This window comes from Nanhaiella sioensis (genome assembly GCF_046557775.1).
Taxonomy (GTDB): Bacteria; Bacillota; Bacilli; order Bacillales; family SM2101; genus Nanhaiella; species Nanhaiella sioensis.
On the sequence record NZ_JBKAEG010000001.1, the window covers coordinates 1606635 to 1622399 of the forward strand.

Consider the following 15765-nt stretch of genomic DNA (forward strand, 5'->3'; position numbering starts at 1 on the left):
TTAGATATTTACCCATGAGGTCAGCAAATTGACCGATAAACTTTGACCCATATATTCAGGATTTGACCCATATAACATCTAATTTGACCCGTATATTCAGAATTCGACCCGTAAATCATCTAATTTGGCCCGTATATTCAGAGTTTGACCCATAAAACATCTAATTTGACCCGTATATTCAGGATTTGACCCATATAACATCTAATTTGACCCGTAATTCAGAATTTGACCCATATAACATCTAATTTGGCCCGTATATTCAGAGTTTGACCCATATAACATCTAATTTGACCCGTATATTCAGGATTTGACCCATAAAACATCTAATTTGACCCAAATATTCAGGATTTGACCCGTAAAACATCTAATTTGACCCGCATATTCAGAATTTGAACCGTAAAACATCTAATTTGAACCGTATATTCAGGATTTGAACCGTAAAACATCTAATTTGACCCGTATATTCAGAATTTGACCCATATAACATCTAATTTGACCCGTAAATCATCTAATTTGGCCCGTATATTCAGAGTTTGACCCATATAACATCTAATTTGGCCCGTATATTCAGGATTTGACCCATATAACATCTAATTTGACCCATAAGTTCAGCAATTTGACCCATAAAACATCTAATTTGACCCATATATTCAGGATTTGACCCGTAAAACATCTAATTTGACCCGTATATTCAGGATTTGACCCGTAAAACATCTAATTTGGCCCATAAATAATAAAGGTAAGTCGATAAATCTACTGTACACCTCCAATAACAAAGGATCACTAGCAATTGCTAATGATCCTTTGAAAAATCATATATATCTCCTATTTAAAAACAGGATCTTTAAATGTCGCTAGCTTTTCTAAAGATGATTTATCAACATCTTCGTGTAAGCTGTTGCCGTGAGAATCCATCGTTACTACAGCAGTAAACCCTTCAACTTGCAGATGCCACATTGCTTCAGGAATGCCAAACTCCATGAGGTCAACTCCCTCAACTGATTTAATACAATCAGCATAATATTGTGCTGCACCACCTATAGCATTTAAATAAACGCCGCCATGCTCTTCTAAAGCTGCAAGTGTTTTTGGTCCCATACCACCTTTACCAATAACTGCACGGACACCAAACTTCTTCATAATATCACCTTGATACGGCTCTTCGCGAATTGATGTAGTAGGACCTGCTGCTTTTACATGCCAATTGCCTTCTTCATCTTTCAACATTACTGGTCCACAATGATAAATAATTTGTCCGTTCAAATCTACTGGCGCATCGTGGTCAGTTAAATATTTATGAATCGCATCGCGCCCAGTGTACATCATGCCATTAATATGAACGACATCTCCCACTTTTAATTCTCGGATTTGTTCTTCCGTTATCGGTGCTTGTAATACAACTTCGCGTGTTTCTGATTCCTCGTCAGCTTTATTTGCATCATTAGCAAAATCTACTTTTTCTCCGTCCTGATACAACCATTCATTAATCTCTCCTGTTTCTGGATTTACAGTCATACCTAAGCGTCGGTATGCCCAGCAGTTGTACGCTACTGATACAAAAAAGCTTGCTGGGATTCGGTTTATGACACCCACTTTACAGCCGAGAAGCGTTGTTTCTCCACCAAAGCCCATTGTACCAATACCGAGCTTATTCGCATTTTCCATCACGTATTCTTCAAGTTTACGTAAATCTTCGTTAGGGTTTACATCATCAACCGTACGGAAAAGCTGCTCTTTAGCTAACTCATAACCACTCGTACGATCTCCTCCGATTCCAACACCAATAAAACCAGCACTACATCCCTGCCCTTGCGCTTGATATACTGAATGCATGATACATTTTCTAATTCCGTCTAAATCACGTCCTGCGCGACCAAGCCCCTCTAGTTCACATGGCAAACTATACTGGATGTTTTTGTTTTCACAGCCTCCACCTTTTAAAATTAGTCTTACATCAATATAATCTTTCTCCCATTGTTCAAACTTAATTACCGGAGTGCCTATACCTAAATTATCGCCACTGTTGGCTCCAGTTAAGGAATCAACAGAATTAGGACGTAGTTTGCCATCCTTTGTAGCTTGTGCGATAGCACTATAAATCGCATCCTTTACCTTTAACTGATTTACCGCTACAGGCGTTTTAATTTTAAATGTTGGCAAACCCGTATCTTGACAAATAGGCGATACATTTTCATCCGCCATGGAAATATTGTTCGTAATCGTTGATAATGACATAGCAGCTCGAGTACCTGCATTTTCACGTTTTTTCGCTTTTGCAATAGCACTACGGACATCCTTTGGTAAGTTTGTAGATGTTTCAACGATAAGCTTATACATACTTTCTTGAAGCTTCTCCATACAAAATCCCCCTTATATTCCGCTAAAATGAAGTTGTCTTATTTTTCACAATTAAATTATACTCCTACAATATTATTTTCGAAAGCGATTTCTTTTTCACACTACAAAATAGGAAAATAATGCTATAATTATTTTAGAATCTTATCGTAAAATTTGTTATTAATGCTAAGGTGTTGGACACGAAAAACATCATTATTTAAATAAAGAACGGCCGGATTACAGTGGTTAGAGGAGGAATCAACAAGTTGAAGCTTTGTATACATTGCGATTCAGATATGATAGAAAAAAAGAACTATTTAGAATTTAAATTACCAATTGCTATGTTGCTATTAATATTCCCAAACGGTGTATTCTTTTGTTGGGTACCTTTTCTCATACCAGGAAATTATGTATGTAAAAAATGCTATAAATCCTCGAAAAAGGTAAAGGAAATCGATTGGAGGGAACATGAGTTACTAGAAAAAATAAAAACACAACAAACAACGAAATAGTTTAAAGGCTATTCCATTATAGATCGGTGATTTTTGGATAGTTGATATAATACGGTTCCTGAAGGCCCAAAATCGATTCTAATGGTTGAAGTTCCTATCTTTTCTACTCTTTATGTTTATTTTCTTAGTCAAAAGGTTAAGAAGACTAGAATAAGCGCTTGGAATAAACCCAAACGCAATTATTATTTGTTATTATAGATATTTCTGTGTACATAATCTGCATTTTTGTGAAAAGACCACTGACCTAAAATAGTAGCTAAAACCATAAACATTCCACCTACCACAAAGCCGATCGTATAATAACCTATGAAAAAAAGAACGAATGAACCTACAAGCGAAAGTATCAGAGCAACGATTAACCAAGTTTTTATTTTTTCTTTTTTTATATTATCCAATTTCATCTCTCCTATTATTTCTAAACAACATTTTAACGTAATTTTTAATTATATAAAATGATCTTTTCAATTAAATATAGTAATTATATTACCAATAGCATTCATTGTGATAGACTTTTTATCGCATTAATGTCATTTCTCTATAACTCGTATCGAACACAGATAACATCGTTTTGCTATGATAAGTGAGAAAAAATAGCAACAGAGCTTATAAAAGAACAACATAAAAAAGGGCAGATAACTCTGCAACTACATACCTAAGGCTGAAGATATGTACCATGAGTTCTGACCTTCAATGTTAATACTTATTTCTCGTTAGCAATTATTTTTATTAAATTTGGTAACCACTGATATAGATTAGTGAATGTATATCCTAACCCTTTTGCTTTATCAGTAGAGATTGTCCATGTTTCTTCAATTCCATATGGAGAGTGATTGTCTTTTGTGGATTCTTTAGAAATCACAGTATTTTTGCCGATTTCTTTCTCAATAAGCTCCATCAATTCACCCATCGAAATCGTTCCATCAGCACAAGCATTGATAGGTCCTGCAAAATCTTGGGTACCCGTCCATGCAATAAAGTCCCCTGCCTCCTGCTGGTTAATAAAGCCCATTTCTACATCGAGATTAGGGAAGTATATTTGTTCTTGTTTTTTCACTTTGTCAATATGAAGCTTCAAACGTTCTGTATAATCATGTTCCCCCAACACAATCGGAATACGAACTGCTACAACTGGAAAAGAAGCATGTTGAAAAAAAGCAGCCTCTGCTTGTCGTTTGCCTTCCTGGTAGGATATTTCGTCGGTAGGAATAGGGTTAATTTCATATGTATATGGATCGAACAATTCTTCTGCCATATCCACACCATAGTCATAAACTGACATCGTTGATGTAAATACGTATTTACCTACCTTACCTTTTAAAGCTTCAATGGTAATTTCTGCATCCTGTGCATTATAGCATATTTGATCAAATACAATATCCCATTTACTATTTTGTACAGCAGTTATTACTGACTGCTTATCAAATCGATCAACCTTTAATTTTTTCACTTCATCGCCGAATGGGATTGTACTTTTTTGTCTCGTTGCAACAGTTACTTGAAAGCCTTTCTTTAATAATTCATTAACTAAATTTACTCCAAAAAAACGTGTTCCTCCGAATACTAATGCAGTTTTCATCACAACAACACCTCCGTAATCATTATATATCGAAGCCATTTAGAAAAACGAGAAATTTGAATCATAAGCTCCATATTCTTAATCTATGTTACCTTCCATAAATTCTAGACCAAGCTATCTCCCTTTTACTGTAAAAGTAAAAATCAGGTGTAGAGTATTCCACACCTGATTAATTAATTGTTGCTTATCGTAATAAGAGCTATACATGAATATAACGAACGTTCAAGGCATCTTTTCAGACATATCATACACATCAGTTACTCATGTAAGTTAAAAAACGCAACAAAGTTTACGAAAAAAGTCTTTATTTATGATCTTTTATTTGTTCACATTTATCTTCAATATCATCAATCATCTGTATTAAACGATCAATATCTTCAAGCTTTGTTTCTTCTGGATCTAATGAGTCGATCGTCTCTAAAAACATATTTAACCGATCCTTCAAATATATTATTTGTGAGTGATTGCCATTTGATGTTTTATCCAACTAGCTCGCCCCTTTCTCTCTATTATCGTAACGAATTCACAACCATTTGACAACATCCCTCATCATTCTACATAATTATCGGAGGTTATTGTTTAGTCAAAGTTGTTTTCACATTGCTTGTAGCTTTTCGTCCAAAGATATAAGCACGTAGTCAAATAGCGTTCGTGGCATCTTTCTATCATAATACTCATCAAAAATAGCAACAAAGTTTACGAAAAGAGCATTAGTCAAAAACAATCGTTAAGGAGTTTTACATGAGCACAACAAAACAAAAAAAGCTAATTTCTCCCTTAAATGATCCATGGGAGGCATACACAGATGTTGAGGAGTTAGGTCAACTAGAATTAACAAATATTGAATTCACCACGACAACTTTATGTAATATGCGCTGTGAGCACTGTGCAGTTGGCTATACTTTACAATCAAAGGATCCATATCCATTGCCCCTTAATCTATTATTAACGAGGTTAGATGAGATTCCACATTTACGCTCCGTAAGTATTACCGGTGGTGAGCCAATGCTATCTTCATCCTCAGTTAATGGATATGTTAAACCGTTATTAAAATACGCTCATGATCGTGGTGTGCGCACACAATTGAACTCAAATCTTACAGTTCATTTAAGTAAATACGAACAAATCATGCCATATTTAGACGTACTTCATATATCACACAATTGGGGAACAGTTGAAGAATTTGTTGAGGGTGGGTTTGCGATGATGGAGCGCAAGCCAACGTTTAAACAGCGTGAAAAGTATTTTAACCAAATCATTGAAAATAGCCGAGCATTGTCAAAAGAGGGTGTTATGGTCTCTGCAGAAACGATGTTAAACAAAAGGACTTTCCCTTATATAGAAAAGATCCACCATCAAGTGATCAATGACATGCTCTGTGCACGTCACGAGATTCATCCAATGTATCCGAGCGATTTTGCTAGTCACTTAGAAGTTCTGTCATTAGATGAACTCCGAGCAGCCATTCATCACTTACTTGACGTACGTGATGAAAATACATGGATGCTTTTTGGCACACTACCTTTTTATCCTTGCAGTGATAAAGATGAGGATCTCACCTTGCTAAGACGTCTATACGAGAGTAGAAATATATCCGTAAGAAATGATCCTGACGGTCGTTCTAGATTAAATGTAAACATATTTACTGGAGAAGTCATTGTCACAGATTTCGGTGATGCCCCCCCATTAGGGAATATACAATCGAATTCTTTATTAGAGTCTTATCAGCTTTGGACGCGATCTCCTTTAGCAAAAATGTTAAGCTGCCACTGTCCTGCTGTAAAATGTCTTGGTCCCAATTTATTAGTAAAGGATCGTTATTACAAAGACACTGATTTTCTAACAAAAGAAACGAAACTAGTAAGAAGCGAAGCTTAGCAGTTTCTATTGAAAAACTTAAGATTAATCGTTATTGTATATATAAATGTTGAAAATTAATTTCACAGAAAGTGTTGATAAATGATGCAAACTACGTTAGAAATACTAAATACAGTATGGCAGCATGAAATAACTAAAGTCATCCGTTTTGGGTTTATCGTTTGGTTAGCTGTCCTCATTATTAATAGAATGGTTCACAACTTTTTTAAGAGAACACATTTTTTTGAAGAGCGCAAAGAACAAACAATTGAAAGTATGGTTCGCTCGGTTACGAAATACGTAGCTACATTTGCTTTTATTATATATACGCTTGATGAGCTTTTTGACATTGAAGCTGAAAAACTCCTAGCTGGAGCTGGTGTAGCAGGAATCATACTCGGCTTAGGCGCACAAGGGCTAATAAAGGATGTGTTGTCAGGTGTGTTCCTGTTGTATGAAAAACAACTTGATAAAGGGGATTTTATCACTGTCAACAACACGTATAACGGGACGGTAGAAGAGATCGGACTCAGGTTTTTGAAGGTGCGTGAATGGAGTGGCAAGTTGCTTACTATTAGTAATGGGGAAATTCAACAAATCCAGAACTATAATATTGAAAATATGCGTGTCATCGAACGCGTCGTCGTTAGTTTTAGAGAAAATCCAGAAGAAGTATTCAAACTGTTAGAGCAAACTTGTGTTCAATTAAATGATTCTTTACAAGCTTATTTAAAGACGAACAATGAACAAGTCGTTGAACCATTCCAAGTATATGGAATGACGTCCCTAAATGCTGGCTTTCGCGGCTATGAGTATACAATTATAGGCTTAGTGGATGACGCACACTTCTGGACTGCAGCGAAAGAGACTAGACGAATTGTTGCTCAAGCTATGTTTGACCATGATATTTTAATGGCTGAAGGCCAATTAATTGTACAAAACAACCAAGAAATGAACGACGAGACAAGCACAAGACAATTTCAATAGTTTTTTTTCGTAAGCTTTTGTTACCATTGAAAATAATTTAGAACAACAATAAATAATTCTATGCAAATGACCTCAATTCAAATGAGAAAAGATGCCTAGAATGCTTAGTTTATTTTTATTTCCTAGTACGAAAAGCAACAATCATTAAAATACATTCTTTCAATAACAACAAAGAGCGCCATTACACTAAAGTCGTAATAGCGCTCTTTCCTTATCTCGGATGATTTGTTGTAACAAAGGAGAATGATACATGATCTTGGACAGGAATCCAAGCACCTATCCCTTGAGAAGTTACATTTTTGACCTCAATTTTCTTACTGTTACCCCTCAACACTAAATATACTTCACCATAGGTCACTTTACCTTTTTCATTCACAGCAGGTGAGTGTGAATATAAATAGCCCACTTTCTTTGGAGGTATATTATATATTTGCTCTTTTTTTGTACCTAAGCCAACAATCGTTTGAAACGATAATTGTAATTTAGTTTTGTCCATTGATTTTAACAGCATCATTTTTTTTACATCCTCTTCATTTGGGACAGTTGAAGTTAAACCTCCCTTCACTACCTTTTGGGTATCCTGGGTGTAAAATATTTTCTGAGGTGCTTCTCCTCCTCTATTATCAAAATAATTAGTATTAATTTTTTGATATTCCCAGTTTGTTGTCGTTTCTTGTGATTCATAATTTAATGGCCATTCACCTAAAAAAATCGTTGCACGATACCCAATTGCATGCGGAGCGTTACCTATAGAAGACTCATTTAAAATACGTATGAGATCCGGATTTTCTATTGTTACATTTGATGTTTCAATAAGCTTCTTAGCAAGTTCACTTGGCTCCAAGTATGGTAAATCTTCTGTTGGGTTTGGATAAGTATTTTCTTTTGAAATATTTACAACAGAATCAGGTATTACATATTGATTCTTTGCTGTTTTTTGCTTTTCCTCTGCTGTAATGACATTCGGATTTATTAAAGACATAAAGAATAATAATACAATAAACTGTGATATACGTTTCATTTGCAATTACTCCTTTCAAACACATAATCTTTTCATTAGTTTTTTCGAACAGACTATAGATTATCCAACTTAATTACATCAATTTGCATATTTTTCTTCCAATACATTTACTAAGTTCAACAAACTGTTTTCACAATTGCTGTTGTTGTTTTTAAAAGATTCATGACATAAACGATGACAAGCATTCAAAAATATGAAAAGAACTAAAAAAAAGCGTTCAATAAACAGAATATTCAAATAAATTTTGAATATAATAAACTATACTTACCAAAAAGGAGGGATCTCGAAAGCATCATACAACACATAAGGAGGTATGCGTATCGAGTAGAATCATCGTAGTGACTACTTTAAAAAGGTACGAAATACGACAAGTGAGTTTGTGTGAATGTAGTTAGGTAATAATTACTTTGAATTTACGTAGATGATAACGATTGGAAATATATTTATTTTACAATTCCATTTCCTGAACATAAAAGATTAAGGGTGCTTCAACAATAACGTCTGAAATCATTGCCTATTAATAAATAACTTAATAGGTAAGTCAGATACATTGAAGGCATCCTTATTTATATTCTTTGAATGATATGAGATTTAAGTTCAAAACATCTTGATTTTTGTTAACAATGGACAAGTCTTTACTATTCTCAAAGTTTGAAACTTGTGCCATCTTTTCTTCTTTAAAACAATGATAAAGGGATAAAACCACTTATTGCACTTCTAATTTACAACCAGTAGCAACAAAGTGTACGGAAAGAGCCTTATATAGGCTCTTTACCTATAGACTGCAGTTTCTTCGAGCTAAGAAATAAACACTTACATAACTAGAATACGTGCCATCTTTCTGTTTGTAAAATATTTACAAATTAATAAAACTGCTTCTTGCACTTCTAATTTATTACCAATAACAACAAGGTTTTGAAAAGAGCTTTATAATAAGTAAAAGCCAATTCCCATAATGATATATGCTGCTAATAGTGTTGCACCTTCAAACCAGTTCGTATCTCCATCATTTGTCAAAACAATCGTTAAGAATACTGAAGAAGCCATGGCTACGAGCTCAGGAAGCGTAAACACAAGAGCCATTTTTGTCGGGAAGAATAAAGAAATAAGTACAAGTAGTGGTGCAATAAACATGGCAATTTGTAAGGTTGAACCGACTGCGATTTCTACAGCGATATTCATTTTATTTTTGTACGCCATAATAATTGCCGAAGCATGCTCAGCCGCATTCCCTACGATAGCAACAATGATCACCCCGATGAACAACTCGCTCCACCCAAACGTTTCACCTACTATTTCAAATGTGTGAACAAGGTTTTCTGACACGTAAGCAACTGCTGCAGTTGCTAGCGCTAAAACTGTGATGGCTACCTTTTTCGACCATTCCGGTTCCTCGTGTTCTTCTACCTCATCCGAGCTATGCTGATAAACCCCACGATGTGAGACAAGCCTAAAATATAGTGCAGCTATGTATAATGCCATTAAAATAATTGATATCCCAATACTTAAAGCTAGCGTTTGGCTTTCAGTCATTTCCATTGAAAAAACTTCAGGGATAACAAACGCAACAATAACAGCAAACATTAGGAGACCCGCATTGTGACGAGCATCGTATGCGTTAAATTCTTGACGTTTAAATTTCAAGCCTCCTACAAAAAAAGATAATCCGCCTACAAGTAGTAAGTTCCCGATAACGGATCCAGTTAACGAAGCTAATACAACACCAATAAGACCAGCTTTTAAAGCAAAGATTGAAATGATTAGCTCAACTGCATTTCCAAATGTGGCATTTAAAAGTCCACCTATACGTGGTCCACTAACGATAGCAATACTTTCTGTTGCTCTCCCCATGTAGCTAGCTAAAGCAATAATTGTAATATTGTAAATAACGAACATTATCACAGGTGACCAATGCAATAGACTACCAACAACGGATAGTGGGATACCAGTAGCTACTAGGAGAAAAAATATTTTATTCATATCCTCAAACCTTTCTGTTTATAGCTATAATTATTATTAGTAAAATAAGGAAATTTTTTACTCACCACACTCTCATTGAATACTACATATATTTTTCACTTAAGCATTGAGAAATTATTACTAATTCCTCGTCTTATTTATACAAACAGTTAAGGGTGTATTACCGCTAAGAAAAAATAAATATAACAAATGATGTTATTTCTGAAAAACCCTTGTATATCTCTTCATTTATTTGTACGATCTTTATCGGGTGCATTTTATTAACATCGTTAGAAATAGAGGTTATACAATGGATAAAAATAAATTTCGATTTTGGATACTAGTTAGTATTGTTATGATTTCTGGTTTTTCACAAGGTATGCTACTGCCACTTATAGCAATTATTTTTGAAAATGACGGGGTTAGTTCGTCTTTAAATGGCTTAAACGCAACTGCGCTTTATATTGGCATACTTCTTATATCTCCGTTTATGGAGCAGCCTTTAAGAAGGTTTGGCTATAAATCTGTTATTATCATGGGCGGACTCATAGTGATCGTATCTCTCGCGCTATTTCCTCTTTGGAAATCATTTTGGTTTTGGTTTATTTTACGTCTTTTTATTGGCATAGGTGATCATGCACTACACTTTGCAACTCAAACGTGGATAACTTCGTTTTCCTCAGCCAAAAAGAGAGGACGAAATATTTCTTTATACGGCTTATTTTTCGGCCTTGGATTTGCGACTGGCCCATTATTAACTCCTTTAGTAAAAATTAATGAAACACTCCCTTTTGTAGTATCATCTTTGTTATGTCTCATTGGATGGATTTTCATTTTTATGCTTGATAATGACTATCCTGAACAAGATATCGAGTCAAATTCTTTCAAAGAAACGATTCAACGTTTTAGTCAAGCTTGGAAATACGGTTGGGTTGCATTTTTACCACCATTAAGCTACGGATTTCTAGAATCGTCTTTAAACGGTAGCTTCCCTGTTTACGGTTTACGTATTGGATTAGAGGTAGCAAGTGTTTCTATTTTACTTACTGCCTTCGCTATAGGAGGTATTGTGTTCCAACTACCACTAGGCATGCTGAGTGATAAATTTGGTCGAAGAAATATCTTAATGGGCATTCTTTTCTTAGGTTTTGTAGCATTTTTAGCTGCCAGCTTTTTCGAACAATCCATCGTTTTACTAACGACGTTCATTTTCATAGCAGGTATGCTAGTAGGATCTACTTTTTCCATGGGTATAAGTTATATGACAGACCTAATGCCAAAAAATCTACTTCCAACAGGAAATTTACTTAGTGGTGTTGCATTTAGTGTAGGTAGTTTAGCAGGTCCTATCCTAGGAGGTACATTTATACAATTCTTCGAAAATATTAGCTTTTTCACTATTATAAGCATCATGTTATTAAGCATATTTTTTATCGTCACTTTTTTTGGTAAACAGCCTACCATACAAGAAAGTGAACCTGTGAGATTGAGCAAATAACTATTTAATACGAGCCTCTGTGCTACTGCATTCATCTTACATCAAAAAAAATAATGTAGGACATCACCCAGATAAATTAGACCTCAACTTATATAGTTGAGGTCTAGTTGTGTAACAAAGCTTTTGTTGCATTAAATACTAAATTTAACAACGATCGTCAACTAAACTCCCCTAACTGTTCTCCTTAAATACAGCAGCAAAGTATAGAAAGAAACCACATCATTTATACAGTTACGAAATAACTCTCGGTAGACTAAAATATTTTCAAAAAAATCAAAAAAGTATTTGCACATTTTTATTAAACTGTTATATAATACAAACAAAGATAATATACTGTATTAAAACAGATGAAAAAAGGAGCGGATATAAATGAGTAGACAAGAAAGAAAAAATATGATTGAGTTCATTGAGAAAATGAAAGGTATGGATCGAGATCACTTAATCTACATGACAGACGCTGAAATTGAGCATATTTACAATACTACTTACTACCAATTTGAAGAAATCGCTGAATAACAGTTTACTGCTTTTCAACACAATACCTCATTAATAAGTGTTCTACCACTAACAATATTCCTTTTATATTCGAAATTCCATTAACATGACTAACTATAAAAAATACACCTCGATAACATAACATCGAGGTGTATTTTTGTATATTCGACTTTTGATAACACTCATTAGTTGGCAGCAAAAAAATTAGTACATGGCTTAACTAACTTGATCATTCACCTTTCTTAGCCGCTTCCTATCAGGTCGATTCACAATAATAATTCCTGATGTAACAAACAACAATCCAAATACAACGAAAAAGTGAATCGATTCTTGTAAAAGTATACTAGATAATATTACACCGAATACAGGGACAAGAAATAAGAACATCGATACCTTGCCGACCTGATTATATTTCATGACATTATTCCAAAGCACAAAACCTGCTGCAGATAAAAATGCTAAATACAGCAATAAGAATAATGACTTTACTGTAAACTCAAAAGGAAATATACCTGCCATTATCATCCCTACGCCTAATAAACCAAAGGATCCAAATAACATTTGATAAGCAGTTAAATAGCCAACATCCATACTAAAACTGCCATTTCTCGCTTTTAAATTTCCAAAAGCACCCGAAACCATTGCAAGAAGTAATAAAAATTCACCTAAGCCGAATGAAAAAGAAAAGGAACCTCTAGTTATATTTACTAAAATGACGCCTGTAAACCCAACTAGTACCCCTACTACCTTTTTTCTATTTAAGGAATCATCATTATACATAAAATGTGCAAAAATCATTTGAAATAATGACGTAGTCCCTGCGATTATTGATCCTTGTATGCCCGTTGAATAGCTTAATCCTATATAAAACAAAACATATTGGAAAAATGTCTGATACAAACCTATATGAACTAGTGGCTTAATTGTACTCTTTTTCAAAAAGATATTTCGTTTTATAAATACGTAAAAAACCATAATCATTAATGAAGCCAAAATGAATCGGTAACCAGCGAATAAAATTTGTTCACCAATCTCATTAGGTTGAATGTTCAATTCTTCATAACTGAGCTTAATGAATGGGAAAGCACTCCCCCACAAAAATGTCGCTGCAGCTGCCGCAGCGATCATCCCTAATTTATGAGAAAAAAAGCGTTCTGCTGTCAAATCAATACATCTCCTTGATCCTTTAAAGTACACTTACCTAGTTATAATCCAATCTAAAATTTTATACAAGTATTTTGAGCTTTTTAAGCACAATATTCTTTCCTTAATGCATATAGTATGGTAGAGTATTAAATAAGAAATATAATAAATATTTAATTAAAATTATTATAAAGAGTGCTGCTATCCCTATAAGATGGCAGTTTTCGTCATTTTATTGGGATATTGATTTTGATTACTTTTCTCAATTAGATTAATTAGGAGGAGAGATTTTATGGAAACAAGTGAAAAGGCAGTAATAAAAGATAATACCCAATCAACTTACATCAATTGTAAAACTGATCATACTGAAACATTTATTAACAAACTGCAAACACATATAGAATTAATTGCAGCTTTAAGCTCCGGTGTACTCATTTTTCTTGCATGGTTAATGGATACACTCAGTATGCCAACATTCTCAGTTTCCTTATATATATTAGCGTTTCTTATTGGTGGTTTTGCGAAAGCTAAAGAGGGAATAGAAGAAACTATTAAAAACCGCGAGTTGAATGTTGAAATGCTCATGGTCTTTGCTGCTATCGGATCAGCTTCAATTGGCTATTGGTGGGAGGGCGCAGTATTAATTTTCATATTCTCTCTTAGTGGCGCATTAGAAACATATACGATGAACAGAAGTAATCGTGAGATTTCGTCGTTAATGGATTTACAGCCTGAAGAAGCGATCTTACTAGTGGGTGATTCAGAAAAAACTGTTCATATCTCAGAATTACAAATTGGTGATACGATTTTAATTAAGCCTGGTGATAGAATACCCATTGACGGAGAGGTTCTAAAAGGGCAAACGTCCATTGATCAAGCGACCATCACTGGCGAATCGATCCCTGTTTCGAAGGATATCGGGGACGAAGTATTTGCTGGGACAGTTAACTTACGTGGTGCCATTCTTGTAAAAATGACCAAACATAGTGAAGATACTTTATTTCAGAAAATCATCCGACTTGTTCAATCAGCACAAAGTGAAAAATCTCCTTCTCAGCTTTTTATTGAAAAATATGAAGGAACTTATGTAAAAATTGTGTTAATCACTGTATTAATCATGATGTTCGCACCCCATTATCTATTTAATTGGAGCTGGACTGAAACATTTTATAGAGCAATGATCTTATTAGTTGTGGCTTCGCCATGTGCACTCGTTGCATCGATTATGCCCGCTACATTATCTGCCATTTCAAATGGTGCAAAGAAGGGTATTTTATTCAAGGGTGGCGTTCACTTAGAAAAACTTAGTGAGGTCAAGGCAATTGCTTTTGATAAAACAGGAACACTTACGAGAGGTAAACCTACTGTGACAAAAGTACTCGTGAGAGATGGTCTATTTCATGAAGATGTCATTACAGCAGCAGCTTCATTGGAAAGTCATTCTAGCCACCCACTAGCTCAAGCCATTGTATCTTACGCAAAAAGCACCTATAAATGTACGCTTAGTCAACCTGATAGCTTAGAGGATGTTGCTGGTTGGGGAGTACAAGGTATGTACAATAACCAAATGTGGAAAATAGGCAAAGCTGACTTCGTCGGCAGCGAATTAGCAGAACAGTTCCACGGTGGAATTGCCAATCAATTGGCTGACGAAGGCAATACTGTCGTTTTTATAGCTGACTCTAACGGAATCGCTGCAATTATTGCACTAAAGGACGCTGTTCGTGAGGAAGCGATTAAAGCAATTCAAAGCCTTAAAGCACTTGGTATTCAAACGATTATGTTAACAGGAGATGGAGAACAAACGGCAAAGGCCATTGCAGAAGAATGTCAGGTAAATCACTATATCGCCGAGTGTCTACCAGAAGCGAAAGTTGAACACTTAAAGCAACTTAAAAGCAAATATAACAATGTAGCGATGGTTGGTGATGGAATCAACGACGCACCTGCGTTAGCTACAGCAAACGTTGGTGTAGCTATGGGAGAAGGGACAGATGTCGCATTAGAAACAGCAGACGTCGTTCTCATGAAAAACGACCTGTCAAAAATTGCGGAAACAATCAAGCTATCACAAAAAATGAATCGTATTGTAAAGCACAATATCATTTTTTCAATCGCGGTCATTTCCCTATTAATCCTGTCAAACTTCCTCCAAGTTGTTAATTTACCACTTGGTGTAATCGGGCACGAAGGAAGCACAATATTAGTTATCTTAAACGGCCTACGGCTGCTAAAGGCGTAACAAAAGCAAAAGGGCCTTGAGGTTGTATATTCAAGACCCTTTTGCTTTTCTTTTTTGTAGCTGCAGAACCATTTAGTAAATACATCCAATGGCATAAAAGCATCAGATGCATTTGCTCCACTGCTTGTCGAGAATCAA

The 15765-nt window shown here is 35.0% G+C and carries 13 protein-coding genes; 6 read left to right on the top strand and 7 right to left on the bottom strand.

What is annotated here, in order from left to right; genetic code table 11:
• Positions 1-825: 825 nt before the first annotated feature.
• On the bottom strand, positions 826-2358 hold the full coding sequence (locus V1503_RS07405) for a fumarate hydratase (RefSeq protein ID WP_410625965.1): 1533 nt from the start codon (positions 2356-2358) through the stop codon (positions 826-828).
• Between the two features lie 245 nt (positions 2359-2603).
• Between V1503_RS07405 and V1503_RS07410 the strand changes: the two genes are divergently transcribed.
• A complete protein-coding gene (locus V1503_RS07410) occupies positions 2604-2849 on the top strand; it encodes a hypothetical protein (protein WP_410625967.1) in 246 nt (81 codons plus the stop codon).
• Between the two features lie 182 nt (positions 2850-3031).
• Here V1503_RS07410 and V1503_RS07415 read toward each other — a convergent pair whose 3' ends face one another.
• The 3 genes from V1503_RS07415 to V1503_RS07425 all read right to left on the bottom strand — a co-directional run bounded on the left by V1503_RS07415 (position 3032) and on the right by V1503_RS07425 (position 4912).
• Positions 3032-3244 (bottom strand): hypothetical protein, encoded by a 213-nt coding sequence (locus V1503_RS07415; RefSeq protein WP_410625969.1) that lies wholly within the window; start codon positions 3242-3244, stop codon positions 3032-3034.
• A gap of 305 nt (positions 3245-3549) precedes the next feature.
• The gene (locus V1503_RS07420; RefSeq protein ID WP_410625971.1) at positions 3550-4425 is read right to left on the bottom strand and encodes an NAD-dependent epimerase/dehydratase family protein; all 876 of its coding nucleotides are present in this window, start codon (positions 4423-4425) and stop codon (positions 3550-3552) included.
• Positions 4426-4729: 304 nt separating this feature from the next.
• Entirely contained in the window at positions 4730-4912 is a 183-nt protein-coding gene (locus V1503_RS07425) for an SE1561 family protein (protein ID WP_214480739.1), read from the bottom strand.
• Between the two features lie 254 nt (positions 4913-5166).
• Between V1503_RS07425 and yfkAB the strand changes: the two genes are divergently transcribed.
• Both yfkAB and V1503_RS07435 read left to right on the top strand, forming a co-directional pair.
• Positions 5167-6303 carry a radical SAM/CxCxxxxC motif protein YfkAB gene (gene yfkAB, locus V1503_RS07430; protein WP_410625973.1) on the top strand — a complete coding sequence of 379 codons (1137 nt, stop codon included), beginning with the start codon at positions 5167-5169 and terminating at the stop codon, positions 6301-6303.
• Positions 6304-6387: 84 nt separating this feature from the next.
• Positions 6388-7269, top strand: coding sequence for a mechanosensitive ion channel family protein (locus tag V1503_RS07435; RefSeq protein WP_410625975.1), 882 nt, complete (start codon positions 6388-6390; stop codon positions 7267-7269).
• Positions 7270-7480: 211 nt separating this feature from the next.
• On the opposite strand, the gene V1503_RS07440 is transcribed toward V1503_RS07435, so the two are convergent.
• Positions 7481-8290, bottom strand: coding sequence for a YfkD famly protein (locus V1503_RS07440; RefSeq protein WP_410625977.1), 810 nt, complete (start codon positions 8288-8290; stop codon positions 7481-7483).
• 927 nt (positions 8291-9217) lie between these two features.
• Entirely contained in the window at positions 9218-10270 is a 1053-nt protein-coding gene (gene cax / locus V1503_RS07445; RefSeq protein ID WP_320258371.1) for a calcium/proton exchanger, read from the bottom strand.
• 289 nt (positions 10271-10559) lie between these two features.
• On the opposite strand from cax, the gene V1503_RS07450 reads away from it, so the two are divergent.
• A complete protein-coding gene (locus V1503_RS07450; RefSeq protein WP_410625979.1) occupies positions 10560-11747 on the top strand; it encodes an MFS transporter in 1188 nt (395 codons plus the stop codon).
• A 369-nt stretch (positions 11748-12116) separates the two neighbouring features.
• A complete protein-coding gene (locus V1503_RS07455; RefSeq protein ID WP_214480668.1) occupies positions 12117-12263 on the top strand; it encodes a BH0509 family protein in 147 nt (48 codons plus the stop codon).
• Positions 12264-12458: 195 nt separating this feature from the next.
• Here V1503_RS07455 and V1503_RS07460 read toward each other — a convergent pair whose 3' ends face one another.
• A complete protein-coding gene (locus tag V1503_RS07460; RefSeq protein ID WP_410625982.1) occupies positions 12459-13406 on the bottom strand; it encodes a DMT family transporter in 948 nt (315 codons plus the stop codon).
• A gap of 271 nt (positions 13407-13677) precedes the next feature.
• Between V1503_RS07460 and V1503_RS07465 the strand changes: the two genes are divergently transcribed.
• Complete coding sequence (locus tag V1503_RS07465) at positions 13678-15627, top strand: heavy metal translocating P-type ATPase (RefSeq protein ID WP_410625984.1); 1950 nt, start codon at positions 13678-13680, stop codon at positions 15625-15627.
• The last annotated feature ends 138 nt before the right edge of the window (positions 15628-15765 follow it).

Coding starts and splice junctions, on each gene's coding strand:
- V1503_RS07405 (WP_410625965.1), bottom strand. CDS start 2,358: ATGGAGAAGCTTCAAGAAAGTATGTATAAGCTTATCGTTGAAACATCT.
- V1503_RS07420 (WP_410625971.1), bottom strand. CDS start 4,425: ATGAAAACTGCATTAGTATTCGGAGGAACACGTTTTTTTGGAGTAAAT.
- yfkAB (WP_410625973.1), top strand. CDS start 5,167: ATGAGCACAACAAAACAAAAAAAGCTAATTTCTCCCTTAAATGATCCA.
- V1503_RS07435 (WP_410625975.1), top strand. CDS start 6,388: ATGCAAACTACGTTAGAAATACTAAATACAGTATGGCAGCATGAAATA.
- V1503_RS07440 (WP_410625977.1), bottom strand. CDS start 8,290: ATGAAACGTATATCACAGTTTATTGTATTATTATTCTTTATGTCTTTA.
- cax (WP_320258371.1), bottom strand. CDS start 10,270: ATGAATAAAATATTTTTTCTCCTAGTAGCTACTGGTATCCCACTATCC.
- V1503_RS07450 (WP_410625979.1), top strand. CDS start 10,560: ATGGATAAAAATAAATTTCGATTTTGGATACTAGTTAGTATTGTTATG.
- V1503_RS07455 (WP_214480668.1), top strand. CDS start 12,117: ATGAGTAGACAAGAAAGAAAAAATATGATTGAGTTCATTGAGAAAATG.
- V1503_RS07465 (WP_410625984.1), top strand. CDS start 13,678: ATGGAAACAAGTGAAAAGGCAGTAATAAAAGATAATACCCAATCAACT.